Source organism: Amycolatopsis rubida (genome assembly GCF_900115345.1).
GTDB classification, from domain to species: domain Bacteria; phylum Actinomycetota; class Actinomycetes; order Mycobacteriales; family Pseudonocardiaceae; genus Amycolatopsis; species Amycolatopsis rubida.
In genome coordinates, this window is record NZ_FOWC01000006.1 from 37,217 (window position 1) to 62,716 (window position 25,500).

Genomic DNA, 25,500 nt, shown 5'->3' on the forward strand with positions numbered 1-25,500 from the left:
CCCCATGACCTCGTCCCGTGCGGACCGCATCGCGGCGCTGCCCGCTCACCTGCAGGAAGCGCTGCGCCGCCGGATGGCCGGAACGGCCGGCCGCGCGCCGGAGATCCCGGCGGCCGCCGGCCGTTCCGGTCCAGTCCCTTTGTCGTCCGCGCAACGCAGGCTGTGGTTTTTCAGCCAGCTGCGCCCGGACGATCCCGAGTACAACAGCGCGTTCGCCTTGCGGCTGACCGGTGAGCTGGACGTCGAGGCGTTGGCGACGGCGTTGCGGCTGCTGGTCGCTCGGCATGAACCGCTGCGCACGACCTTCGAAGAAGCCGGCGGCGAACCCCGGCAGGTCATCCGGCCGCCGTACGAGGTGGCGCTTGCAGTGGCGGACGCCGCGCCGGAAGACCTCGACGCTGTCCTGAAGGCGGAGTATTCGCGGCCCTTCGACCTCTCGCACGGGCCGTTGCTGCGCGCCGTGCTCGTGCGGCTTGGTCCGGCCGAGCACGTGCTGCTGGTGTGCGTGCACCACATCGCCACCGACGGCGCGTCGATGGGCGTGCTGACCGAAGAACTCGGCCTCCTCTACCGCGACGGCGAGCGCGCGGACCTGCCGCCGCAGCCGTTGCAGTACGCGGATTTCGCGGTGTGGCAGCACAATCGCCCGACCCGTGCGGCCGGGCTGGAGCACTGGACCCGGCAGCTGGCCGGCGTGCCCCCGCTCGACCTGCCGACCGACCGGCCGCGTCCGGCTGCTCGCGGCACAGCGGGTGCGGTGCGCGAGTTCGCCGTTCCCTCCGACGTGGCGCGCGGGCTCGCGGACCTGGCGCGCACCTCGGAAACCACGTTGTTCACCGTGCTGCTCGCGGCCTGCCAGGCGCTGTTCGCGCGCTACACCGGGCAGGAGGACATCGCGCTCGGCACCGTCGTCTCCGGCCGGGACCGCCCGGAGCTGGAGCGGGTGGTCGGGTTTTTCGTCAACACCGTCGTCCTGCGCTGCGAAGTAGACCGGTCGGCTCCGTTCGCCGACCACCTGGCCGCGGCTCGGCAAACCGTCCTCGACGCCTTCGCCCACGACGACATTCCGTTCGAGGAAGTGGTCGACGCGGTGCACGCGGGCCGGGACCCTGGCCGCAACCCGTTGTTCGACGTCATGGTGCTGCTGCACAACGCCACCGGGACCGGGCCGGTGTTCCCGGACCTGGCCGCCGAACCGGCCGGGGTGGCACGGGATTCCGCCACCTTCGACCTCACTGTCGAGTTCGAAGAATCCGGCGGCCGCCTGGCCGGGCTCGTCGAGTACAGCACCGAACTGTTCGAGGCCGGGACGATCGACCGGCTGATCGCCCACCTGCTGCGGCTGCTGGCCGGGATCGCCGCCGACCCGGGCCGCCGCATCGCCGACCTGCCGCTGACCACCGGGACCGAGGAAGCCCGGTTGCTCGGCTGGCGCGGCCCGGTGCTCGACGTCCCGGACGGCACGATCGTCGACCTCCTCGACCACCAGGCCAGGACCCAGCCGGCGGCGACCGCGCTGGTGTGCGGCGACGTCCGGCTGAGCTTCGCCGAACTCGCCGCGCGCACCGACGTGCTCGCCGCGGATCTCGCCGGCCGGGGCGCGGGGCCGGACCGGGTGGTGGCTGTGCTGCTCCCGCGCTCGGCCGACGCGATCGTCGCGCTGTTCGCCGTGCTCAAAGCCGGGGCGGTGCACCAGTCGATCGATCCCGGCCTGCCCGCCGAGCGGATCGAGACGCTGCTGGCCGACACCCGGCCGGCGGTGGTGCTGGACCGCATCGGCGGCTTCACCGACGGTCCGCGCCCGCCCGCGCCCAAGCCGTCGGACGCGGCCTACGTGATCCACACCTCCGGGTCGACCGGCACGCCCAAGGGCGTCGTGGTCGAGCACGCGGCGCTGGCGAACCTGCTGGCCAACCACCGGTCCGCGTTCGGCCGCGAACGGGTGCGCGCGGCGCTCACCGCGTCGCTGTCGTTCGACACGTCGTGGGAAGGGCCGCTGCTGCTGGCGGACGGCCACGAACTGCACCTGATCAGCGACGAAACCCGGCTCGACCCGGCCGCGCTCACTCGCTATGTCCGCGAGGAGCGCATCGGCTTCCTCGACGTGACCCCGTCCTACCTGCGGCAGTTGCTGCCCGCCGGACTGCTCGACGGCGAACAGCGGCCGCGGTTCCTCATGGTCGGCGGCGAGGCCATCGGGGCGAGCCTGTGGCACGAACTCGCCGGATCCGGGGTGGCCGCCGGAAACTACTACGGCCCGACCGAGTCCACTGTGGACTCGACGTGGGCTCCGGTGACCGGGGACCGCCCGTCGATCGGCCGCCCGCTGGGGAACGTCGGCGCGTACGTTCTCGACGAACAGCTCCGCCTCGTCCCGGCCGGGGTCCCCGGCGAACTCTGCCTCGCCGGAGCCCAGCTCGCGCGCGGCTACCTCGGCCGGCCAGGCCTGAGCGCCGACCGCTTCGTGCCGAACCCCTTCGGCGCGCCGGGAACCCGCCTCTACCGGACCGGCGACCGCGCCCGCTGGACCGCCGAGGGTCAGCTGGAACACCTCGGCCGGACCGACGACCAGGTCAAGGTCCGCGGCTTCCGGATCGAGCCCGGCGAGGTCGAGACCGCGCTGCGCGCACAGCCGCAGGTGGTCGATGCCGCCGTCGACGCGCGTGACGGCAGGCTCGTCGCGTATCTCGTCGGCGACGCCGAGCCCGCCGAACTGCGCGCCGCGCTGACCCAGTCGTTGCCCGCCCACCTGGTGCCGTCGGCGTTCGTCCGCCTCGACCGGCTGCCGCTGACCCGGCACGGAAAACTGGACCGCCGGGCGCTGCCGGAGCCGGAGGTTTCCGCGTCAGCGCAGTACCTCGCTCCGCGAGACGAGCGCGAACGGCTCGTGACCGACGTCTGGGCCGAGGTGCTCGGCCTGGAGCGAGTCGGCGTCGAAGACGACTTCTTCGCCCTCGGCGGCGATTCGCTGCTCGGCATCCGCGTGGTCGCGCGGTTGCGCGCCGAACTGGGCGCCGACGTGCCCGCCCGGCTCGTTTTCACCGCACCGACCCCGGCGCTGCTGGCCGCGCGACTGCCCGCCGCCTCCGCGCCGCAGGAAGCGATCCCGCTGATCCCGCGCGGCGAAGGACCGTTCGAAGCTCCGCTTTCCTTTGCCCAGCAGCGACTCTGGTTCCTCGACGAATTCGACCCCGGCAGCACCGAGTACGTCTCGCCGACGGCGCTGCGGCTGCGCGGCGACCTGGACGTGCGTGCGCTGAACCAGGCGCTCACCGCACTCGTCGCCCGGCACGAATCGCTGCGCACGACCTTCGCGACAGCCGAGGGCCGGGGCGGGCAGATCGTCCACCCGCCCTACGCCGTCGAACTCCAGATAGCCGACGGCGATCTCGCCACCGCGCTGGCCGCCGCGACCGGCCCGGTCGACCTGCACACCGGCCCGCTGCTGCGCGCCGCGCTCACCCGGCTCGGCCCCGACGACCACGTACTCACGCTGGTGCTCCACCACATCGTGACCGACGGCTGGTCCGCCGGCGTGCTCCTGAGCGAACTCGCCGCCTGCTACACCGCGTTCACCCGCGGCGACGAGCCAGGGCTGCCGCCGCTGCCCGTGCACTACGCCGATTACGCGGTCTGGCAACGGAACCGCACCGACTTCGACGGTCAGCTCAGCTACTGGCGGCACTGCCTCGCCGGTCTGGAGCCGCTGGAACTGCCGACCGACCGGCCCCGCCCGGCCGTCCGCACGAAGAACGGCGCCCTGCACGAGTTCAGCATCCCGGCCGGCACCACCGCGCGGCTCGCCGAGCTGTCCCGGCACCAGGGCAGTACGCTGTTCATGACTCTGCTCGCCGCCTGCCAGCTGCTGTTCGCGCGGTGGTCCGGACAGGACGACGTCGCGGTCGGCACTGTCGTGTCCGGCCGGGAACGCACCGAGCTGGAAGGCCTGATCGGCTTCTTCGCCAACACTCTCGTCCTGCGGTCCACAGTGGACTTGAACCGAGGTTTCGACGCCTTCCTCGGCGAAGTCCGGGACACCGTGCTCGACGCGTTCGCGCACCAGGACGTGCCATTCGACCGCGTCGTCGACGACGTCCAACCCGAACGCGACCCCAGCCGCACGCCGTTGTGCCAGGTCATGGTCGTGCTGCACAACACCCCGGACGCCCGGCCCGCGCTGCCCGGGCTCGCCGTCGAGGAGGTCGCGCCGCCGATCGTGACCGCCGGCTTCGACCTGGCGATCCACTTCCAGCAGACCGCCGGGCGGCTCGACGCGGTCGTCAACTACAACACCGACCTGTTCGACGCGGCCACCGTCCAGCGGCTGAGCGGCTGGCTGCGGATCCTGCTGGCCGGAATCGCGGCGACGCCCGCGCAGCCGCTCGGCCGCCTGCCGTGGATCACCTCCGCCGAGCGCGACCGCGTCCTGCGCGAATGGAACCCGGTCGCCGTCGCGCCCCCGGAGCCGACGCTGCACCGGCTGTTCGCCGCGCAAGCCGCCCGCACCCCGCACGCGGTCGCGGTGACCTGCGAAGGCATCGACCTGACCTACCGCGAGCTGGAGCGGCGAGCGAACCGCCTGGCGCACCGGCTCATCGGCGAGGGCGCCGGGCCGGAACGCCTGGTGGCCCTGCGGCTGCCGCGCTCGCCGGACCTGGTCGTCGCGATCCTCGCGGTGCTGAAGTCCGGTGCGGGCTATCTGCCGATCGACCCGGATTACCCGCCCGCGCGGATCGAGGCGATGCTCGCCGACGCGCAGCCGGTGTGCGTCGTGGACACGGTCGCCGCGGACGACCAGCCCGACACCGAGCCCGGCGTGCGAGTCCGGCCGGAGAACACCGCGTACGTCATCTACACCTCCGGCTCCACCGGCGTGCCCAAGGGCGTGCTCGTCCCGCACGCGAACGCGACCCGGCTGTTCTCCTCGACCGAGCACTGGTTCGGCTTCGGCGACCAGGACGTCTGGACGCTCTTCCACTCCTACGCCTTCGACTTCTCGGTCTGGGAACTGTGGGGCGCGCTGCTGCACGGCGGCCGCCTCGTGGTGGTCCCGTCCGGCACCGTCCGCTCGCCGGAAGAATTCCTGGCCCTGCTGGCCGAACAGCGGGTGACCGTGCTCAACCAGACGCCGTCGGCGTTCTACCGGCTCGGCTCGCTGCCGTCCGCGCCGTTGAGCCTGCGGTACGTGATCTTCGGGGGCGAGGCACTGGACCCGGTGCGCCTGGAGGAATGGCGACGGCGGCATCCCGACGGCCCGCGGCTGGTCAACATGTACGGCATCACCGAGACCACCGTGCACGTGACGTACCGCGAACTGGACGACCGCGCGACCGTCGGCGTGCCGATCCCAGACCTGCGCGCTTACGTCCTGGACGCCTGCCTCGAACCGGTGCCGCCCGGGGTCGCCGGAGAGCTGTACGTCGCGGGCGCGGGACTGGCGCGCGGCTACCTGAACCGGCCCGGCCTGACCGCCTCCCGGTTCGTCGCGGACCCGTTCGGCGAGCCGGGCACCCGGATGTACCGCACGGGAGACCTGCTGTGCTGGACCCCGGACGGCGAACTCGCCTACCGGGGCCGGGCCGATCACCAGGTCAAGATCCGCGGTTTCCGGATCGAGCCGGGCGAGGTCGAGGCGGCCCTGTCGGCGCATCCGGACGTGACCGGCGCGGTGGCTGTCGCGCACGGTGCCGGCGACGCCCGGCGGCTGGTCGCGTACCTCACCGGGACCGTGCCGGGAACCGCGGTGCTGCGCGAATTCCTCGCCCGGTCGCTGCCCGCGCACATGATCCCGGCGGTGTTCGTCGCGTTGGACGAACTGCCGCTCAACGCGAACGGGAAGCTCGACCACCGAGCCCTGCCCGCGCCCGGCGCGCGAGCCGAAAACCGTTATGCGGCCCCGCGTACCGAGACCGAGACCCTGCTCGCCGAGGTCTGGTCGGCGGTGCTCGGCGTCGACCAGGTCGGCGTCGAGGACAACTTCTTCGGCCTCGGCGGCGACTCGATCCTCAGCATCCAGGTGGTGTCCCGCGCTCGCCAGGCCGGGCTGACGGTGTCGTCGAAGGACCTCTTCCAGCACCAGACGATCGCCGAACTGGGCCGCGTCGTCAGCACCGGCGGACCGGTCGCGCAGCTGCCGGAGCAGGCCGGACCCGCACCGCTCGGGCCGATCCAGTCGTGGCTGTTCGCGCATCTGGCCGCGCCGTGGCGGCTGACCATGTCCGTCCACCTTGTACTGTCCTGCGTGGACGTTCCGCGGCTGACCGCCGCGATCGCTGAAGTCACCGCTGGCCATGCCGCACTGCGGATGCGGTTCTCCGAAGCGGGCGGAAGCCGGCAGCAAGAACCTGCTGCCGCGGAACCGGCGGCCATCCTGCGGCACGCCGATCTGTCCGAAGTGGACGACGTGGTGGCCGCGATGCACGCGGAGGCCCTGCGTGCGCAGACCTCTTTGGACGTCGTCAACGGCCCGGTGTGGCGCGCGGTCCTGTTCACCTTCCGCGACCGCTCCCCGCAGCTGTTCCTCACCGCGCACCACCTCGTCATGGACGGCGTGTCCTGGCGCGTCCTGCTGGGCGACTTGGAACACGCCTATCAGGGCGAACCGCTGGAACCGGCGGGCAGTTCGTTCACCCAGTGGGCTCGGACGCTCGCCGGCTACGTCCGCTCCGGCGGGCTCGACGGCGAGGCGGAGTACTGGGAGCGCGCGCTGCGCGGCGTCGAGACCGGGCTCCCGGTCGACCGCTCCGGGCGCAACACCGCGGAGTCGGCGCGCTCGGTGTCGGTTTCCCTGGGCCGGGCCGAGACTTCCGCGCTGCTGCAAGACGTGCCCGGCGCGTACCGGACCGAGGTCAACGACGTCCTGTTGAGCGCCGTCGCCCGCGTGCTGGCGCGCTGGACCGGCCGGTCGCAGGTCGTGCTCGAAATGGAAGGCCACGGCCGGGAAGACATTGCCGCGTCGCTCGATCTGTCCCGGACGATCGGCTGGTTCACCGCGCAGTACCCGGTCGCGCTGACCGTTCCCGGAGACGGCTGGGACGCGATCCTCAAGTCGGTCAAGGAACAGCTGCGCGCCATCCCGAACAAGGGCGTCGGCTACGAAGCACTGCGCTACCTCACCGAGTCGCCGCTGCGGAACGACCCGACACCGCAGATCTCCTTCAACTACCACGGCCGCTGGGACGTCGGAACCGCCGAGGACGGGCTGTACCAGGGCCGCGGGGAGAACCTCGGCCACGACTGCGCACCCGGCAGCATCCGTCCGTACCTGCTGGACGTCGTCGGCGTGGTCGAATCCGGCGAACTGCACCTGACCTGGGAATACTCCGCCGAGGTGCACGAGGAGACGACCGTCCGCGACTTGGCCGGGGCAACCGTCGAGGCGCTGCGCGAGATCATCGCGCACTGCGCCGGGGCGGGCGGCCGCACGCCGTCGGACTTCCCGCTCGCCCGGCTCGACCAGACGACGGTGGACCGGTTGGCCGGGGACGGCCGCGAGGTCGAGGACATCTACCCGCTGACCGCGCTGCAGGCGGGCATGGTCTTCCACAGCCTGGTCGACACCGGGTCGAGCGCGTACTTCGACCAGTTCCGGCTGCGGCTGGCCGGCGTCCGGGACCCGCGCGCGCTGGCCGAGGCCTGGCAGCGCGTGGTGGACCGGACGCCGATCCTGCGCAGCAGCACGGTGTGGGACGGTGTCGACGAGCCGGTGCAGCGCGTCCATCGCGGAGTCCGGGTGCCGGTCGGGCAGCACGACTGGCGCGGCCTCGCTCCCGGAGAGCAGCAGGCTGAGCTGGCGAAACTGCTCGAAGCCGACCTGGCCGCGGGCATGGACCTGGCGACGCCGCCGTTGATGCGCCTGGAGATCGCCCGGGTCGCCGACGACGAGGTGCAGCTGCTGTGGACCTCGCACCACGTCCTGCTCGACGGCTGGAGCACCGCCCAGGTCTTCGGCGAGGTGTGCGAGCAGTACACGGCGATCGTCGAAGGCACGCCGGCGAAACTGACGCCGCGACGGCCGTTCCGCGACTACCTCGCCTGGCTGGCCGGGCAGGACCGGGCCGCGGCGGAGGAACACTGGCGCGACGTGCTCGACGGGTTCGCCGCACCGACGCCGCTGCCCTACGACCGCCGTCCCACGGAGGCGCATCGCGCGGAATCCGGGGCGACGGTGCTGGTCGAGCTGTCCGCCGAGGAGTCGGCGGGGCTGCGCGACATGGCGAAAGCCGCCGCGCTGACGGTCAACTCGGTCGTGCAGGGAGCGTGGGCGCTGCTGCTCGCGCGCTACAGCGGCGAGCCGGACGTCTTGTTCGGCACCACGGTTTCCGGACGGCCGCCCGAGCTGCCCGGCGTCGAGGTGATGATCGGCATGTTCATCAACACCGTCCCGACGCGGGTGGAAGTCCGGAATGGACAGCCGACCGCCGAATGGCTGCGCGCGATTCAGGCCGAGCAGGCGGACGCGCGCCGGCACGACTTCCTGGCGCTGGCACAGCTGCAAACCTTCACCGGGGTGCCGGCGGGCTCGTCGTTGTTCGACAGCGTGGTGGTCTTCGAGAACTATCCGATCGAAGACAGCGGACAGGACGGCGTCCGGGTGCTGGACGTCGAATCGCTGGACACCACGAGCTACCCGCTGAACCTCACCGCCTATCTCCACGACCGGCTCGGGCTCGAACTTTCCTACGACCCGAAGCTGTTCGATGCTTCGACCGCGCACCGGCTGGCCGGACACCTCGCTCAGCTGGTGCGCGCGATCGTCGACGACCCGCAGCGTCGCGTCGGTTCGCTCTCGCTGCTCACTGCCGGCGAGCGCGACCAGGTGCTGGCTCTGGGACACGGCGATACCGCCGACCTTCCCGCGGAGACGGTGCTGGACGTGTTCGACGCGACCGTGGCGCGGATGCCGCACGAGACCGCGCTGATCTTCCACGACACCGTCCTGGACTACGCGGAGGTCGACGCCCGTGCCACGCAGCTGGCGGAGGAGCTGATCGAGCGGGGCGCCGGGCCGGAGCGCGTGGTCGCCGTCATGCTGCCGCGGTCGGCCGAAGCCGTCATCGCGGTCCTGGCGATTTTCAAGGCGGGCGCGGTGTATTTGCCGATCGACGCGGACCTGCCGGAGGAACGCGTCCGCTTCCTGCTCGACGACGCGCGCCCGGTGGTCGTCCTGGGCAGGCCGGACGAGAGCTACGCGCCGCCAGCGCGGCTCTCGAAGCGGCCGGACGCGGACACCGCCGCGTACGTCATTTACACCTCCGGCTCGACGGGCACGCCGAAGGGCGTCGTCGTCGAGCACCGCGCACTGGTGAACCTGCTGGTCGCGCACCACGCGATCTTCCTCGACCGCGGGCGGGAACGGGCGGCGCTCACCGCGTCGCTGGCCTTCGACGCGTCGTGGGAACCGCTGCTGGCGATGTTCGACGGCCATGAGCTGCACGTGCTGGACGACGACACCCGGCTCGACCCGATCGCTCTGGTCCGGGCCGTCCGCGCGCACGGGCTCAACCTGCTCGACCTCACCCCGGCCTACCTCCAGCAGCTGCTGGAGGCCGGGCTGGCGACCGGCGACGTCCGGCCGCGCACGGTGATCACCGGCGGCGAGGCGGCCACCGAAACGCTGTGGCGGCAGCTGGCCGCCGCGGACGTCGCCGGGCACAACTACTACGGGCCCACGGAAGCGACCGTCGACTCGATCCACGCGCCGGTGACCGGCGACCAGCCGCTGATCGGCCGTCCGCTGACCAACTTCCGCGCGTACGTCCTCGGCGACACCGGCGAACCCGTGCCGCCCGGCCTGCCCGGCGAACTGTTCCTCGCCGGACCGCAGCTCGCGCGCGGCTACCTCGGCCGGCCGGGACTGACCGCGGACCGGTTCGTCGCGGATCCCTTCGGTCCGCCGGGGGAGCGGATGTACCGCACCGGCGACCAGGTCCGCTGGACCGCCGAGGGCTCGCTCGACTACCTCGGCCGGGTCGACGACCAGGTCAAGATCCGCGGGTTCCGCGTCGAGCCGGGCGAGATCGAAACGGTGCTGCGCCGGCATCCGGCGGTCGCCGACGTCACCGTCATCGCCCGCGAAGGCCGCCTTGTCGGCTACGTCGTCGGCGAAGCGCGGGGCTTGCGCGAGTGGACGCGAGAACGGCTGCCGGAGCACCTGGTCCCGTCCGCGTTCGTGTCGCTGGACACGCTCCCGCTCACCCGGAACGGCAAGCTCGACCGCCGCGCGTTGCCCGCACCCGGCCGCGCCGGAACCGCCGAGTACGTCGCGCCGCGGACGACCGAGGAACAGCGACTCGCCGCGATCTGGGCCGACGTCCTCGGAATCGACCGCGTGGGCGCCGACGACAGCTTTTTCGAACTGGGCGGCGATTCGATTCTCAGCATGCGGATCACCTCCCGGGTGCGCGCGGAGTTCGGCGTCGAGGTGTCGCCGCGGATGCTGTTCTCCGCGCCGGCGCTCAGCCAGTTCGCCGCGGAACTCGCGGTCGGGCAGGCTGCGCCCGAGGCGATCCCGGTGGTCGCGCGGGACGGTGCGCTGCCACTGTCGTTCGCTCAGCAACGCTTGTGGTTCCTGGACGAATTCGAACCCGGCGGCCTGGAGTACATTTCTCCCACCGCGTTGCGCTTGCGCGGCGAACTCGACATCGCCGCCTTGCGGAAGGCGCTGAACACGGTCGTCGCCCGGCACGAATCGCTCCGCACCACCTTCGACGCGATCGAAGGCCACCCCGTGCAGATCGTCCACGAGCCCGCGCCGATCGACCTCCCGGTGGAGGACTTCGACGAGGAAACCCTGGTGCGCGAAGCACTCCGGCCCTTCGACCTGCGCACCGGACCGCTGCTGCGCGCCCGGTTGTTCCGCGAGGAATCCGGTGCGCACGTCTTGCTGCTGGTGCTGCACCACATCGTCACCGACGGCTGGTCGGCCGGGGTGCTGGCCGCCGAACTGGACACCTGCTACTCCGGCTACCTCCGCGGCGAGGAGCCGCAGCTGCCCGAGCTGCCGGTGCAGTACGCGGATTTCGCTGCCTGGCAACGGGATTTCCTCGACAGCCCCGACCTCGACGAGCAGCTCGGCCACTGGCGGGACCGGCTCGCCGGGCTGGCGCCGCTCGAACTGCCCACCGACCGGCCGCGTCCCGCCGTCCGCGCGAACGAGGGGGAGTGGTTCGGCTTCGCCATCCCCTCCGAGGTCGCCGCGAACCTGCGCGAACTGGCCGGCGCACAGCACGGAACCCTGTTCATGACGCTGGTCGCGGCCTTCCAGGTCGTGCTGTCGCGGTGGTGCGGGCAGGAGGACGTCGCCGTCGGCACCGTCGCCGCCGGACGCGAGCGGGCCGAGCTGGAAGGGTTGATCGGCTTCTTCGTCAACACTCTGGTGTTGCGGTCCACAGTGGACTCGCGCGGGTCGTTCCGGGAGTTCCTCGGCGGCGTGCGCGACACGGTGCTCGACGCGTTCGCCCACCAGGACGTGCCGTTCGAACGCGTCGTGGACGCCGCTCAGCCAGTCCGCGACCCGAGCCGGACGCCGCTGTTCCAGGCGATGGTCGTGCTGCAGAACACCGGCGACCGGCCGGGCGGCGGCGCGCTGGTCGCCGAGGAGGTCGCCCTGCCCGCGACGACCGCGACCTTCGACCTGCTCGTGCAATTCGAGGCGGACGGCCGGTCGCTGCACGCCGCGATCAACTACGCCACCGGCCTGTTCGACGCCGCGACGATCGAGCGTCTCGCCGATCGCTTGCGGACCGCGCTGACCGTTCTCGCCGAGCTGCCGGACCAGCCGATGTCTTGCCTGCCGCTGCTGCCGCAAGCCGAGCTGGACCAGCTGCGGGCCTGGAACGACACCGCGGTGGCCGTCCCGGCCGCGTCGATGGCCCAGCTGTTCGAAGCCCAGGCCGTACGGACGCCCGACGCTCCGGCTTTGGTGTCTGCTGCCGGAGAAATCACCTTCGCCGAACTGAACGCGCGGGCGAACCAGCTGGCGCGCCTGCTGGTCGATCGGGGTGCCGCGGCGGAACGGATCGTCGCCGTCCGGCTGCCGCGCTCGACCACGCTTATCCTCGCCGAACTGGCGGTGGCGAAGACCGGGGCCGCGTTCCTGCCGGTCGACCCGGGCTACCCCGCCGAGCGCATCGAGTTCATGCTGCGCGACGCCGACCCGGTCTTCGTCGTGGACGGCGAACTCGACGCCGGGCAGTACGCCGACACGAACCTCGACGTCCCCGTCGACCCCGATCAACCCGCGTATGTCATCTATACGTCGGGTTCGACCGGGCGGCCCAAGGGCGTCGTCGTGCCGAACGCGGGCCTGGCGTCCTTCGCCGCCGCCGAGATCGAGCATTTCCGGATCCGGCCGGGCGACCGGGTGCTGGCGTTCAACTCGCCCAGCTTCGACGCGTCGGTCTCGGAACTCTGCATGACCCTGCCCTCCGGCGCCGCGCTCGTCGTGCCGCCGGAGGGCCCGCTGCTCGGCACGCAACTGGCCGATCTGCTGGCGGAGCACCGGATCACGCACGCGCAGTTCCCGCCCGTCGCGCTGGCGACCGTGCCCGAGACGGCGCTGCCGGACCTGCGGACCGTCGTCGTCGGCGGGGACGTCTGCCCCGCTGAGCTGGTCTCCCGCTGGGCGCCCGGGCGGCGGATGGTCAACGCGTACGGGCCTACCGAGTCCACCGTCGTGACCTCGTGGAGCGAACCGCTGGCACCGGGCGGAACGGTGCCGATCGGCAAGCCGATCCGGAACACCGAAGTGCGCGTGCTCGACGCTGGCTTGCGCGAGGCGCCGATCGGGTCGGCGGGCGAGCTGTACGTCCGCAGCGTCGGCCTGGCGCGCGGCTACCTGTCCCGGCCCGGCCTGACCGCCGACCGGTTCGTCGCGGATCCCTACGGCCCGCCCGGGGCGCGGATGTACCGCACCGGCGACGTGGTCCGGCTGACCGCTTCGGGTGAGCTGGAGTTCGCCGGGCGGGTGGACGACCAGGTCAAGATCCGCGGATTCCGGGTGGAACTCGGCGAGATCGAGTCGGCACTGCGGCGGCATCCGGCGGTTCACGAGGCCGTGGTGGTGGCTCGGGAAGCCAACGGGCACAAGCGGTTGGTCGCTTATGTGGTCGGCGAAACCACGGAGCTGCGCGCCTTCCTGGGCGAGACGCTGCCGGACTACCTGATCCCGTCGGTGTTCGTGCCGCTCGATTCGGTTCCGGTGAGCCCCAACGGCAAGATCGACCGCATTGCCTTGCCCGCGCCGGATCTGTCGGCGCTGCGGACCGCCGGGTACCTCGCCCCGAGCACCGGCTTGGAGGAACTGCTGGCGACCGTGTGGGCCGAGGTGCTGGGAATTCCGCGGGTCGGCGCCGCGGACAACTTCTTCGAACTCGGCGGGGATTCGCTGCTCAGCATCCAGGTCGTGCACCGCGCCCGGCAGGCTGGGCTGGCGATGCGGTCGAAGGACCTGTTCACCCATCAAACGGTCGCCGAACTGGCTCAAGCGGTCCAGCCCGCCGATGCGGCCGAGGACGATCGCGAGGCCGTGGTCGGGGCCGTCCCGCTGACGCCGATCCAGCGGTGGTTCCTGGATGCTTCGCCGGTCAACCCCGCGCATTTCAACCAGTCCGTGCTGATCGAGCTGAACGGCCCGGTCGACGAAGAAGTGCTGCGCCAGGCCGTCGACGCGCTGGTGGCTCACCACGACGCGCTGCGGTTGCGCTTCGAGCGGACCGCTGAGGGGTGGATCCAGCACAACGACCCGGCCGGCTCCGGGTCCGTCTTGCGCCGAGTGTCCACTGTGGACCTGGAGCGAGCCGCAGGCGAGGCCCAGGCGAGCTTCGATCTGGCCCGGCCTCCGCACCTGCGTGCGCTCGTGTCGGATGCTGCCGAGCATCCGTGCCTTTTCCTGGTCGCGCACCACTTGGTGGTCGATGCGGTCTCGTGGGGCATCCTGCTGGAGGACCTGGAACGGGCTTACCGGCAGATCGAAGCCGGGGAAAAGCCCGACCTTGGCCCGAAGACGACGTCCTTCCGGGACTGGGCACACCGCCTGCGGGAGTTCGCGGAATCCGGTGCGCTGGACGACGAACGCTCGCATTGGGCCCGCGACCTGCCCGGCTGCGACATTCCGGCGGACCGGAAGGGTGCGGCCCCCGAACCGCAGGAATCGGTGTCGATCCGCGTCGGCGAACGTGACACCGATGCCCTGTTGCACCTCGCGCCCGGTGCCTATCGAACGCGGATCAACGACGTCTTGCTGACCGCGCTGGCCTGGACGCTCACGCGCTGGACCGGCGAGTCAGCGGTGGCGATCGACCTCGAAGGCCATGGCCGGGAGGAAATCCTGGACGACGTCGACCTGACCCGGACGGTCGGCTGGTTCACGACTTTGTTCCCGGTCGCCTTGGCGGTGGATCCGGCCGCGAGCTGGCGAAACCAGGTCAAGTCGGTCCGGCGGCAGTTGCGCGCGGTGCCCGGGAACGGTTTCGGGCATGGGGTCCTGCGGTGCTTCCGGTTCCCGGACCTGGGCCGGGGTGCCCCTCGGGTCGCCTTCAACTACCTGGGCCAGGGCGAGAACACCGGCTCGGGCGACGGGCTGTTCCTGCGCTCGCTTCCGCCGCTGGGCCGGGACCAGGACCCGGCGAACCGCTCGCCGCACGCGCTGGAGGTCGTCGGCGGGGCGCGGGAGGGACAGTTGGAGTTTTCCTGGTACTACCAGCCGGATCAGCATTCGCGAGAGACGGTGGCCGGGGTGGCCGCGGGGTTCGCGGACGCGTTGCGGGCTATCGCGGCGGATTGCCGGGGTGATGAGGCGTGAGCGGGTCTCTCGGCAAGGGGCGTGGCCAAGCAGGTTCCGAGGCTTGGTTCGCCGCGTCCGGTGTGGCGGGTGCGGTGCGGGCCGCTGTGGCGGATTGCCGGGGCGTGAGCGGGTTTGCCGCTGTGGGCTGTTGCGGGGCTTGGTTCGCCGCGTCCGGTTCGGCGGGTGCGGTGCGGGCTGTTGTGGCGGATTGCCGGGGCGTGAGCGGGCTTGCCCCTGTGGGCTGTTCCGAGGCTTGGTTCGCCGTGCCCGGTGCGTTGCCCGCCACTGCCGCTGACCGTCGGAGGGACGAAGGATGAGCCGGACAGCCGGCCACGACTGGCCACGGCGGGCCGGTCAGCCGGGGTCCGTCGCTGGGGGCGCCACTGCGGCTCGTCCTGAGGGAGCTGGGGGAGGAGGGGCATGAGCGGGATCGCGGGCAATCGCGACTATCGGCTTCTCTGGACCGGCCAGGTCGTTTCCGAGGCCGGGTTCAGCACGACCACCATCGCTTTTCCGCTGCTGGTGCTGGCGCTCACCGGGTCGGCCGCGCAGTCGGGGCTGGTGCTCGGGGCGGTCGCGATCAGCCAGCTGGTCGCCGGGTTGCCCGCGGGGGCGCTGGTGGACCGGTGGCCGCGCAAGCGGATCATGCTCGGGTGCGAGGCAGTGCAGGCGGTCGCTGCGGGCGGATTGGTGCTCGCGTTGTACCGCGGTGCCGCGGAGGTGTGGATGCTCGTCGTGGTGGCCGTCGTGATGGGGTTGAGCCGGGCGTTGTTCGAGCCGGCCGAGGAGGCCAGTCTGCCGCGGTTGGTGGCTGAAGAGCAGGTTCCCTCCGCGGTGGCGATGAATGCCGCCCGGACCAGTGCGGGGCAGTTGTCGGGGACTGCGCTCGGCGGGTTTCTCTTCGCGGTGGGCCGGGCGGTGCCGTTCCTCTTCGACGTGGTCGCGCACGTGTTCGCGTTCGTGTCGTTGCTGTTCGTGCGGTTGCCCCGGCGGCCGGAGCGGGCGGAGGACAGGCCGCCGAAGCATCTGGGGCGGGAGATCGCCGAGGGACTTCGGTGGGTGTGGACCCGGCCGCCGTTGCGGGCGACGGTTTTGTGCGTGGTCAGTTTGAACCTGTTCTTTTCCGCTTATTACCTCGTGATCATTGTGCTGGCCACTGAGCGGGGGGTATCCTCGGGGGAAATCGGCGTGATGGCGGCGATGTTGGGCGCCGGGGGGATTCTCGGGTCGCTGGCCGCGCCTTATCTGCATCGGCGGATTAGCGCGTACGGTCTGGTCATCGGGGTGTTCTGGGCCTTGACCGTGCTGACGCCGCTTGCCGTGTTCGTCCACAATGGATATGTGATGGGGGCGTTGTTCGCGGCTGTTGCGTTTTTGCCGCCCGCGGCTAATACTGCTATTGCTACTTATCAGTTGCTGTCCACCCCGGACGGACTGCGGGGGCGGCTCGGGGGAGTGCTTGGGGTGACTGGCGGGTTGGCCGCTGCCGCCGGGCCCGCGCTGGGCGGGTGGTTGGTCGAGGCGTTGCCCGCGGTGTCTGCTGTGTTGACGTGTACCGGCTCTATCGCGGTGGTCACTTTGGCGACGACGTTCAGCCGGACTTTGCGGGGGTTGCCTGCCGCGCCTCGGGTTCGTGAGCTTGAAGAGACTTCCGGTCAGTGAATGGTGAAAGGGAGAATCGATGGACGACAGTGCTGTTTTTCAGGTTTTGGTGAATGACGAGGAGCAGTATTCGCTGTGGCCTGCGGACAAGGAGGTCCCGGCTGGGTGGCGGGCCGACGGGACCCGGGGGAGCCGGGAGGAGTGCATGCGGCACGTGGACGAGGTGTGGACGGATATGCGGCCTCGTTCTCTTCGGGAGCGGATGGCGGCTGAGTAGTTCGGGGGCGGTAGTTCGGGGGCGGCTCGTCGCCTGGGGGCGACATTGCGCCCGGGTGGTGGGGCGGGCACCCCGAAGGGTGAGTGTGACTACGGCGCGGGGGTGCTTGTCAAGGCGGGAAAGATGCCTTGACAAGCACCCCCGCGCCGTGTTTTTGGCTTCGTATCGGGGGGCGGGGGAGTGTGGCTGCCTGGGTGGGTGGGTGCGCTGGCTGCGGTGGGGGGCGGCGGGGTTGCGTGGGGTTCGCGGGCGGCGGTCTAGCGCCCCACTGTGGCATTGGGTGCGCGCGGCGCGCGGGACCGTACAAAGGGGGGAAGACTACGGCAGAACCAGTCCGTAGGCGCTCAGCGCGGCGGGAACCGGCTGGAAGAAGGTTGCGGTGGCTTCGTCGAACAGCGAGCTGCCGCTGTCGCCGGGTTCTGCGCGGACTGTGGTGTCGATCAGGCTGCTCACGCTGCCCTCTTGGTAGTTGAGCGCGGTGACCTGGCCGTCGTGCACGCTGGTGGTCGAGCCGCTGCGGGTGACGGTCGCGTCGCCCGCTGCGGTGATTTGCTGGCCGGTGTTCACGGTGCCGGGGGCGTCGACGCCGGCGTCGTAGGTGGCGTAGGAGTAGTCGGTGCCCGGGAAGTTCGCGGCGGACGTGCTGGCGATGTGCTGCGAGTTGCCTGGTCGGCCCACCAGTCGTTGGTGGTCACGCCGCAGTGCCCGGCGGTCAGGATCGCGGGCTGGCCGCTTGAGGTGTGCACGTTGAAGCCTGGCGAGCAGCGCAGGCCCTGGCCCCGGATCGCGTCTCCGCCGCTGATCAGCGGGCGCAGTGTGCCTTTCGTCTGCGCGAAACGGGCCTTGTCGCCGAAGCGGTGCACAGCGCTGGTCACCTGGGAGAGGTTGGCTCCGGTCACGGTCGAATCGGCGGTGACGAGCACCTGTCCGGGCCGCGGGTCGACCCGTCACGCGGTGCCGGGGACGCGCGCCGTGCGGGCCAGTTCCGCGGTGACGGCTTTCAACTGGGACGCGCGGTATTCACGAACTTCGGCGTCGCTCCTGCCGCGCGGACCTGGTCGGTGACGGTGACTGTCAGCCGCGAACCAGCCTGGTCGTAGAACGAGCCGGCGGCGCGGTCGCCGAGCGAGTTCGCGATGCTGGCGGACCTGGCGGTCGCGACGCCCGCGGCGGCGAGAACTGATCCAGCGGCCAGAACCGCCGCGGCGAAGGCGATGACGCCCTGTCCGCCGTGTCGTTGACTGAGTGCTGGGATCATGCGCATCTCCGGTTCTTGCGAATAGGACGATGGCACACTGCGGTCAGCGAATGCGTGCGCAATTCGCAGTTTAGGGACGCTTGACGATCTCTTATACCCACGAAAGTCGCGAATCCCGTTCGGCGTTGCTGTTCAGTGGCTCCCGCCATCCGCTCAACGTCGCCGCATCCGAGTCATTAGCGGCTCGTTGAACAGCGCGGACGCCGAACCGGACCACGTTATTCCGCGTTCGGTTCATCCCGGTAATCGAGGTTCGTGCCGCCGCGCACGGTTCGGCATCCGGCCGTATCCCTCCTTTCGACGGTGTTCGGACTCCGGCGGCCCTGGGACTCTGTGGTTTCCGTCGCGGGCCCGGCGCCCACGATGTCGTCCCCGGCCGTATCCCGGCCGAACTCCACTCCCGCGATTGGCGGGATTGGCTGCTATGGAAGGGAAAGCGATGCGGAAAACAATGCTGACGGTGATGGGCGCGGCCGCCCTGTTGTTCGGGGTCGCCGCACCGGCGGTCGCGGCGCAGCCGGCCATCATCGGAGGCAGCGACGCCACCGAAACATACTCGTTCATGGTGTCCCTGGACAACGGCTGCGGCGGGAGTCTCGTCGCGCCCCAGTGGATCATCACCGCGCACCACTGCGGCCAGGCTTCGCAGGCGCGGATCGGGTCCACCGACATCAACTCCGGCGAAGTCGGCCAGATCGACAACGTGACCACCAATCCGGGCACCGATCTCACCATGATGCACCTGAGCCAGCCCGCCCAGTCCGCGCCGGTCGCGATGGCGCAGAGCAACCCGTCGCCGGGAACGGGTGCGCGGCTGCTCGGCTGGGGCTGCACGAGCTGGCCCAACTGCCAGACGCCGCAAACCCTGCAGCAGATCGACCTTCAGGTCCTCGACAGCAACGCCTGCGCGGAGGGCGGCGGCGGTTCGGGCGACGTCTGCATCTCCGGCGACTACTCGCATTCGGCCTGCCACGGCGACTCGGGCGGTCCCGCGATCGTCGGCACCACCGGGAACTGGACGCTGGTCGGCGAAACCCACGGCCCCGGCGACAACGGCGGCGAATGCGCCACCAGCACCCTCTACACCGGAATCGCCCAGTACGCGTCGTGGATCCAGCAGCAGATCGGAAGCTGAACCCTGACCAGGAAACCCTCCGTCGGAGAGGAAAAACCATGACCCTGCAACGCTTTGGCCGACTGGCCGCAGGCGCGGCCGCCGCGTTAGTACTGCCGCTGACCGGAGCCGGCACGGCGTCGGCGGCACCGCTGGACGCGGTCGAGCTGTACTACGACGCGAGCGGTCTGCCCGACTATCAGGCCGAGGCCACCCAGGCCGCGGCGAACTGGAACAACTCCGTGCACAACGTGCACCTCAACAGCGGCGGCGCCGCGACCATCATCATGCACGAAACCACCGGCGGCGGTTCCTACACCCAGACCGACGGGCACGGCAACGGCGACATCTACATCGACACCCAGCAGGTCGCCGAGGGCAATGACCCGACCAGGATCATCGCCCACGAGATCGGCCACAACCTCGGCCTGCCCGACCACTACGAGGGCCCCTGCTCGGAACTGATGTCCGGGCACGGGCCGGGGATCACGTGCAAGAACGCGATGCCCGACGCCCAGGAGTCGGCTCAGGTGGAGGCGAACTTCGCGAACGGGTTCGCGACGGTTCGCTTGCCGAAGCACGTCTACCGCTGATCCGCCGATGCTCGCCGGGAGCGCGTTGCTTCCGGCGAGCATCGCCGGGTCCCGGGCGTGTCCGGTGCTCGCGGCGGTGTGGTGTGCGCTGGGCAGATTTTGGTCCGGTTCGCTTGCCCGGCAAGCACATCTGCTGATCCGCCGATGCTCGCCGGAAGCGCGTCGCTTCCGGCGAGCAGCCACATGCCTCAGGCGCGAGCCACCTCGACGTCGTCCAGGATCCCCAGCGCGTCCGGCACGAGAACCGCGACAGAGTGGTAAGCACTGACCACATAGGACGAGACAGCGCGGTCGCTGATGCCCATGAATCGCACATTCAGGCCCGGCCGGTATTCGTCGGCGAGGTTTTCCGGCCGCAATCCGATGACGCCCGCGTCGTCTTCCCCGGTGCGCATGGCGAGCACCGAGGTGGTTCCTGCCTCGGTGACCGGGATTTTGTCGCACGGCAGGATCGGGACCCCGCGCCACGCGGTGACGCGTTTCCCGTCCACCACGACCGGCTCCGGGTAAATGCCCGCCCTCGTGCATTCGCGCCCGATTGCCGCGATCGCCCGCGGATGCGCGAGGAACAAGCGCGTTTTGCGGCGCCGGCAGAGCAGTTCGTCCAGATCGCCCGGCGTCGGCGGGCCGGTGCGCGTGGTGATGCGGGATGTGAGGTCTGCATTGTGCAGCAGGCCGAAATCCGGGTTGTTGACCAGTTCGTGTTCCTGCCGTTCCCGCAGCGCCTCCACGGTGAGCCGCAATTGCTGCTCGAACTGGTTCATCGGGTCGTTGTACAGATCAGTGACGCGGTTGTGCACCCGCAGGACCGTTTGCGCCACCGCGAGGTCGTACTCGCGCGGCGAGGGCTCGTAGTCGACGTACGTTCCGGCGAGGATCGGTTCGCCGTCGTGGCCCGAGGACAGGGCGATGTTCGCCTCGCCCTTGCGGTTGTGCGGTCTCCCCGGCTGAGACGCGGCCTGTGCGACGTGCGCGCGCAGCGAGTCGAGCCTGCCGTTGAGCCGGGCGTACGGGCCGGCGGGCAGCACCAATGCGACCACCCTGGTGGCGGCCCGGGCGGTGAAACCCCAGGCGGCGTCGTCGCCGGAGAGGAGTTCGCCGCCGAAATGATCGCCGTCGGTCGCGGTGCCGAGGTGGGTTTCCGCGCCGTACTGCCCCTCGCCGTGCCGGGTGACCTTGCCGTGCACGACGAGGACGAGCTGGTCCAGCGGTTGCCCGGCGGTGACGAGCGTGCTGCCCGCCTCGTATTCGCGCTGTTCGAAGGCGTCGGCCAGCGCGCCGAGCGCGGTTTCGTCGGCGAAGCCGCGCAGCAGGTCGATTTCGGTCAGCTCAAGCGGGACGACCTGCACCCGCGCTCCGGTCTGGAAGAAGCTGACCTTGCCGTCGCCGACGGTGTAGGCGAGCCGACGGTTGACCCGGTAGCTGCCGCCGGGCACCTCGACCCACGGCAGCTGCGACAACAGCCACCGCGTGGTGATCGAGCGCATCTGCGGCAGCGACTTGGCGGTCGTGGCGAGAGTGCGGGCCGCCTTGACGCCGAGGGAGAGCTGCTCCTGTTGTTCCGTGCCGGGCACCGGGCTCAGCCCTCCCGGCCGATTTCGGCGGCTTCCAGCACGGCGAGCGCGTCGGGCACGAGGACGGCGGCGGAATAGTAGGCCGAGACCAGGTAAGACAGGATGGCCTGCTCGCTGATGCCCATGAACCGCACGTTGAGGCCCGGCTGGTATTCGTCGGGCAGCCCGGTCTGGTGCAGCCCGACTACGCCTTGGGCCGGTTCGCCGGTCCGCATCAGCAGCACCGAGCTGGTGCGGGTCTCGGTGACCGGGATCTTGTTGCACGGCAGGATCGGCACCCCGCGCCACGCGGGCACCTGGTGGCCGCCGAGGTCGGCCGAGCCGGGGTAGATCCCGGCCTTGCTGCATTCCCGCCCGAACGCGGCGATCGTCTTCGGGTGCGCGAGGAAGAACCCGGGGTCCTTCCACACCAGCGAGAGCAGTTCGTCGAAATCGTCCGGTGCCGGCGGGCCGGTGCGGGTGGGCACGCGCTGGTCGAAGTCGACGTTGTTCAGCAGGCCGAAATCGGCGTTGTTGACGAGCTCGTGCTCTTGCCGCTCCCGCAGCGCCTCGACGGTCAGCCGCAACTGCTGCTCGGTCTGGTTCATCGGTTCGCTGTAGAGGTCGGCGACCCGGCTGTGGACCCGCAGCACGGTCTGCGCGACGCTCAGCTCGTACTCGCGCGGAGAGGTGTCGTAGTCGACGAAGGTGCCCGGCAGCCGCGGTTCGCCGTCGTGGCCCGCGGCGAGGGCGATCTCGGCCTCGCCGTGTTCGTTGCGGGCCGTGTCTCCGCCCGCGATGAAGGCGTCAAGGTGCGCGCGCAGCGTTTCCGAGCGGTTCAGCACGCCTTCGAATTCCTGGCGCGACAACGTCAGCACGGTCGCGGCGGTGACCGCTTTCGCGGTGTACTCCCAGATCCCGTCCGAGGTGGTGAGGACGCTCTCGCCGAAGTAGTCGCCGTTCAGGAGCGTGCCCAGCACGGTCTGGTCGCCGTAGGCGCCGACCCCGGCCTTCGTGATCTTGCCGTGCGCGATGAGGAACACCTGGTCGGCGCGGCTGCCGAATTCGGCCAGCACGTCGCCCGGCTGGTATTCGCGCTGCTCGAACCGGCTGGCGAGCTCGGCCAGCGCCGCCTCGTCGTCGAATCCGCGCAGCGGCGCGAGCTCGCCGAGCTCGGGCGGGATGACCCGGATCTCGGATCCGCTGGTCACGAACGTGACCCGGCCGTCGCCGACGGTGTAGGACAGCCGCCGGTTGACGCGGTACGTGCCCGCGGACACCTCGACCCACGGCAGTGCCTTCAGCAGCCACCGTGTGCTGATGCCCTGCATCTGCGGCACGGACTTCGTGGTCGTGGCCAGCTGCCGCGCCGCCGCGCGGCCTAGGCTCAAGGGTTCCTGGTCTTCCACGTCCGCGGAGTCGACCGGGTCGGTGACAGTCACAGCGAAACCACCTTGTCTGGGTTTGCGAAGCCTGGGATCAGGGGTGTGGGATCAGGATCGGTAGCGAGGGTTCGTGGCGTGCCATTCGAAGCCGCCGCCCATCCAGTCGCGGAGGCCGGCGAGGAAGCGCCGCAGTTCCGGCGACGGGATCGCGAGCAGGGCGCGGTGCCCCTCCTCGAACTCGCGCACGATCCGGTTGTGCAGCGCGACCGTGGCCTCGACCGCCTCGGAGACCGGGCAGTTCCGGTCGGCGGCGATCTGGAGCGCCATGTTGCAGACCGGGTTCTCGTCGGCCGCTTCCTTGGCCACCGAATGGAGGTCGTTGACCAGAACCGTCGCGGTGCCCGCGCGCATCATCGCCTCCCGCACGCGCGGCTCGTAGTAGAACGGCGCGGGCAGTTCGTACCCGCCGACCGGGTCGATGAGGGTCATCGACGCGGAGAAACTGTCGTGCTGGCGGGCCGCCAGGTATTCCCAGGCCGGGGGACAGCGGCCGGTGTGGCGCCACGCGGCGTAGGCGTCCCAGCTGACGAACATCGCGAAGGTCGAATAGCAGACCCGCTGGACCAGCACCGGCGAACCGTGCCTGCCGAGATGGCCGACCGCGGAGCGGAACCCGACCCGGATCGGATCGGCCCGCAGCGCTTCTTCCCGCGGCGCGGAGAACTCGCCCGCCGGCGCGACCGGGTCCATCGCGGCCATGACGAGCGCCAGCCGAGGCGGGAGCTCGGTCGGCGAGGCGCCGAGGGAGCTGTCGTCGGCGTAGTAGTCGTCGGCCGCCCACCACACCGCGTTGAGCTGCGCGGCGACCAGCAGCCGGTCGGGGTCGGAGGTGTCCGGGTGGGCGAGCATCACCAGCCTGCCGAAGCCGGCGTGCGCGATCTGGTCCAGCCCCGCGCTCTCGAACCCGCAGTCGCGCGCCCACGCGACGAGCCGCCGGTCCACCTCCTCGGCGAGCGGGTCGTCCACCCGCCGCACGACCGGGCAGTACAGCGGCGACGCGCTGCCCTCGTCCCATTCCCGCTCCGCGTAGGCCGGATCCGTGCCGTGCGGCGGCGCGAACTGCGCCGCGATCCGCGCCGCCGAGGTCCCCAGCCCGAGCGGGCCCGCCCACAGCGGGGACGGGCAGGCGAGGCCGGGCCGGGTCGCTGCGATTCCGGACATGTCGGCCCGCTCAGACGCGGTCGGCGGCGATGAGCAGGTAGTGGAAGCTGCCCTCGCGGCAGGCGGTCAGGAACGGCCCCTCGATGCCGGTCGCCACGGACGACTGCTCGCGCAGCTCCCAGTACGGGATGGTCGCCTCGGTCAGGTCCACGACGGTGATCGGGACGAATCCGTTGGCGGCCAGCGCGGTGAAATAATCGCCGCGCGAATGGATAGTGCAGATGTAATGCTGGTCGATCTGGCTCACCGCGCGCGAACGCCCGCCGGTCAGGTCGTTGTAGCACCCGGTGATGGTCACGAATCGCCCGCCCGGGGCGAGCTGTCGCGCGTGTTCGGCGAAGAGCTCGTGCAGATCGACGTACCTCGTGCTTTCGTTGTTCCAGATTCCGGCGAAATCGCCGCTTTCGAATCCGGTGTCGAGCATGTTCCGGAGATGGAATCGGACCGAACCGTCGATTTCGCGCAGCCGGGCCTGTGCATTGGCGAAATCGACCTGCTGCTCGGAAATGGAGATGCCCTCCACCCGGCAGCCGAACCGCTGGTGCGCCTGCACGCTCGTGCCGCCCCGGCCGCATCCGGCGTCGAGCAGCCGGGCGGCCGGGTCGATGTCTCCGAGGTGCTGCAACAGGAATTGCGACTGCGCGGTCTCCAGCCGGTGCATCTCGGCGATGATCGCCTTGTCCCGCCTTTCCCCGCGTCCGTCCAGGACGGACGCATCGTAGTCGCCGATGCCGTAGTGGTGGTGGTAAAATCCGTCGACGTCGCCGAGGCGCAGATTGACCGGATCCTTTTCGGCGTTCCAGTAGTCGGCGACCGACTGCTGATACGCGGTGCGCGCAACCGGACGGGCAACAGACGTCATCATGTACTCCCTTTTCGGGTCGCAATTTCCGGTCGGCACGCGGTGAACTGTGCCGGCGCGCACCGGCTCGGTGCGAGGCGCTCGGCTTTTCTCCCTCTGCGTCCGAGGCTAGCGAGGATTCTTTTCCCCGGACAAGACGATTCGCGGGAATTCACTCGCGGGCTGGCGGGAGCGCTCCGGCGTGCCTCTTCTGGCCTAGGAAGCCACTGCTGCGAGGTGTTCGCGGGCCGGTCGCCGGGCCACGTTCGATGCCGCCGCGGACACGGGCGGATGACGGCAGGCGACAGCCCGTGGACGATCCTGGCAGACGGGTGACGCCCGATGGGCCGAAGCGGTTCCGGGCCGCGGAACTCCGGGGACCGGCCCGGCCGTCACGCCGTCCGGGAGGTCAGCTGGAGCGGGTCGCCCCCGCCGGCGATCAGCGCGAGCGCGGGGATTCGCGGCACGCTGACCGGTTCGCGGAGCCAGGCGATGCCGACGACCGCGGTGCCTGACGCGCCGATCCCGACGAACATCGTCCCGGCCGGGACGGTGTTCAGGCCGATATCGAGCACGAGCACCCCGCAGGCGGGTCGGGATGTCCGTGCGGGTCATGGCTGAGGGAATCAGATCTCAGGGTTCCCCTCACGGACCGCTGAGGGTGATGGCTGAGGCGACACAGCTCGCGGTGGTGGTCGTCGTGGCCGCACATCGCCCGGACGAGCTGGATCCGGATGCGCCGCCGGTCGACTTGCCGCTGCTGGCCGGATTGTTCGGGCGGAGCGCGTGGCTCGGGGTCCGGCGGCCGCTGGAACGCTGACTCCGCGGGCATGTCTGCGCGTTCGTCTCTGGCCCGCGCGCGGGGTCCTGG

At 70.7% G+C, this 25,500-nt stretch carries 13 protein-coding genes; 6 read left to right on the plus strand and 7 right to left on the minus strand.

Features of this window, described 5'->3' with window-relative positions; all coding sequences use genetic code 11:
* Positions 1–4: 4 nt before the first annotated feature.
* From BM362_RS23215 to BM362_RS23225, 3 genes are all read left to right on the plus strand, one after another.
* Positions 5–14,803: a non-ribosomal peptide synthetase gene (locus tag BM362_RS23215; protein WP_093574526.1), complete on the plus strand. Its 14,799-nt coding sequence runs from the start codon at positions 5–7 to the stop codon at positions 14,801–14,803.
* A gap of 402 nt (positions 14,804–15,205) precedes the next feature.
* Positions 15,206–16,447: an MFS transporter gene (locus tag BM362_RS23220; protein WP_067584138.1), complete on the plus strand. Its 1,242-nt coding sequence runs from the start codon at positions 15,206–15,208 to the stop codon at positions 16,445–16,447.
* 19 nt (positions 16,448–16,466) lie between these two features.
* Positions 16,467–16,664, plus strand: a complete 198-nt coding sequence (locus BM362_RS23225) for an MbtH family protein (protein ID WP_067584135.1) — start codon at positions 16,467–16,469, stop codon at positions 16,662–16,664.
* Between the two features lie 318 nt (positions 16,665–16,982).
* Here the strand turns inward: BM362_RS23225 and BM362_RS49205 are convergent, their stop codons facing one another.
* Together BM362_RS49205 and BM362_RS49210 are read right to left on the minus strand one after the other, a co-directional pair.
* The gene (locus BM362_RS49205; protein ID WP_244287246.1) at positions 16,983–17,342 is read right to left on the minus strand and encodes a trypsin-like peptidase domain-containing protein; all 360 of its coding nucleotides are present in this window, start codon (positions 17,340–17,342) and stop codon (positions 16,983–16,985) included.
* Positions 17,343–17,664: 322 nt separating this feature from the next.
* Positions 17,665–17,922: a hypothetical protein gene (locus BM362_RS49210; protein ID WP_244287247.1), complete on the minus strand. Its 258-nt coding sequence runs from the start codon at positions 17,920–17,922 to the stop codon at positions 17,665–17,667.
* Between the two features lie 439 nt (positions 17,923–18,361).
* On the opposite strand from BM362_RS49210, the gene BM362_RS23235 reads away from it, so the two are divergent.
* Positions 18,362–19,057 carry a S1 family peptidase gene (locus BM362_RS23235; RefSeq protein ID WP_067592133.1) on the plus strand — a complete coding sequence of 232 codons (696 nt, stop codon included), beginning with the start codon at positions 18,362–18,364 and terminating at the stop codon, positions 19,055–19,057.
* A gap of 38 nt (positions 19,058–19,095) precedes the next feature.
* Positions 19,096–19,629, plus strand: coding sequence for a snapalysin family zinc-dependent metalloprotease (locus BM362_RS23240; RefSeq protein ID WP_067591865.1), 534 nt, complete (start codon positions 19,096–19,098; stop codon positions 19,627–19,629).
* A 188-nt stretch (positions 19,630–19,817) separates the two neighbouring features.
* Here BM362_RS23240 and BM362_RS23245 read toward each other — a convergent pair whose 3' ends face one another.
* From BM362_RS23245 to BM362_RS23265, 5 genes are all read right to left on the minus strand, one after another.
* Positions 19,818–21,212 carry a family 2B encapsulin nanocompartment shell protein gene (locus tag BM362_RS23245; protein WP_425285729.1) on the minus strand — a complete coding sequence of 465 codons (1,395 nt, stop codon included), beginning with the start codon at positions 21,210–21,212 and terminating at the stop codon, positions 19,818–19,820.
* Positions 21,209–22,624, minus strand: a complete 1,416-nt coding sequence (locus tag BM362_RS23250; protein WP_067591871.1) for a family 2B encapsulin nanocompartment shell protein — start codon at positions 22,622–22,624, stop codon at positions 21,209–21,211. The genes BM362_RS23245 and BM362_RS23250 overlap by 4 nt, the downstream gene beginning before the upstream one ends.
* A 51-nt stretch (positions 22,625–22,675) precedes the next feature.
* On the minus strand, positions 22,676–23,788 hold the full coding sequence (locus BM362_RS23255) for a family 2 encapsulin nanocompartment cargo protein terpene cyclase (protein WP_093574529.1): 1,113 nt from the start codon (positions 23,786–23,788) through the stop codon (positions 22,676–22,678).
* A gap of 10 nt (positions 23,789–23,798) precedes the next feature.
* Positions 23,799–24,650: a geranyl diphosphate 2-C-methyltransferase gene (locus BM362_RS23260; RefSeq protein ID WP_093574530.1), complete on the minus strand. Its 852-nt coding sequence runs from the start codon at positions 24,648–24,650 to the stop codon at positions 23,799–23,801.
* 371 nt (positions 24,651–25,021) lie between these two features.
* Positions 25,022–25,204: a DMT family transporter gene (locus BM362_RS23265; RefSeq protein ID WP_208865311.1), complete on the minus strand. Its 183-nt coding sequence runs from the start codon at positions 25,202–25,204 to the stop codon at positions 25,022–25,024.
* Between the two features lie 89 nt (positions 25,205–25,293).
* Here BM362_RS23265 and BM362_RS47575 point away from each other — a divergent pair, with 89 nt between their 5' ends.
* A complete protein-coding gene (locus BM362_RS47575) occupies positions 25,294–25,449 on the plus strand; it encodes a hypothetical protein (RefSeq protein ID WP_157905093.1) in 156 nt (51 codons plus the stop codon).
* The last annotated feature ends 51 nt before the right edge of the window (positions 25,450–25,500 follow it).

Bases quoted from the DNA above. Each gene is read 5' to 3' on its own strand.
- BM362_RS23260 (WP_093574530.1), bottom strand. From the start codon at position 24,650: ATGACGTCTGTTGCCCGTCCGGTTGCGCGCACCGCGTATCAGCAGTCG.
- BM362_RS23235 (WP_067592133.1), top strand. From the start codon at position 18,362: ATGCGGAAAACAATGCTGACGGTGATGGGCGCGGCCGCCCTGTTGTTC.
- BM362_RS23225 (WP_067584135.1), top strand. From the start codon at position 16,467: ATGGACGACAGTGCTGTTTTTCAGGTTTTGGTGAATGACGAGGAGCAG.
- BM362_RS23255 (WP_093574529.1), bottom strand. From the start codon at position 23,788: ATGTCCGGAATCGCAGCGACCCGGCCCGGCCTCGCCTGCCCGTCCCCG.
- BM362_RS47575 (WP_157905093.1), top strand. From the start codon at position 25,294: ATGGCTGAGGCGACACAGCTCGCGGTGGTGGTCGTCGTGGCCGCACAT.
- BM362_RS23240 (WP_067591865.1), top strand. From the start codon at position 19,096: ATGACCCTGCAACGCTTTGGCCGACTGGCCGCAGGCGCGGCCGCCGCG.
- BM362_RS23220 (WP_067584138.1), top strand. From the start codon at position 15,206: ATGAGCGGGATCGCGGGCAATCGCGACTATCGGCTTCTCTGGACCGGC.
- BM362_RS49210 (WP_244287247.1), bottom strand. From the start codon at position 17,922: ATGATCCCAGCACTCAGTCAACGACACGGCGGACAGGGCGTCATCGCC.
- BM362_RS23215 (WP_093574526.1), top strand. From the start codon at position 5: ATGACCTCGTCCCGTGCGGACCGCATCGCGGCGCTGCCCGCTCACCTG.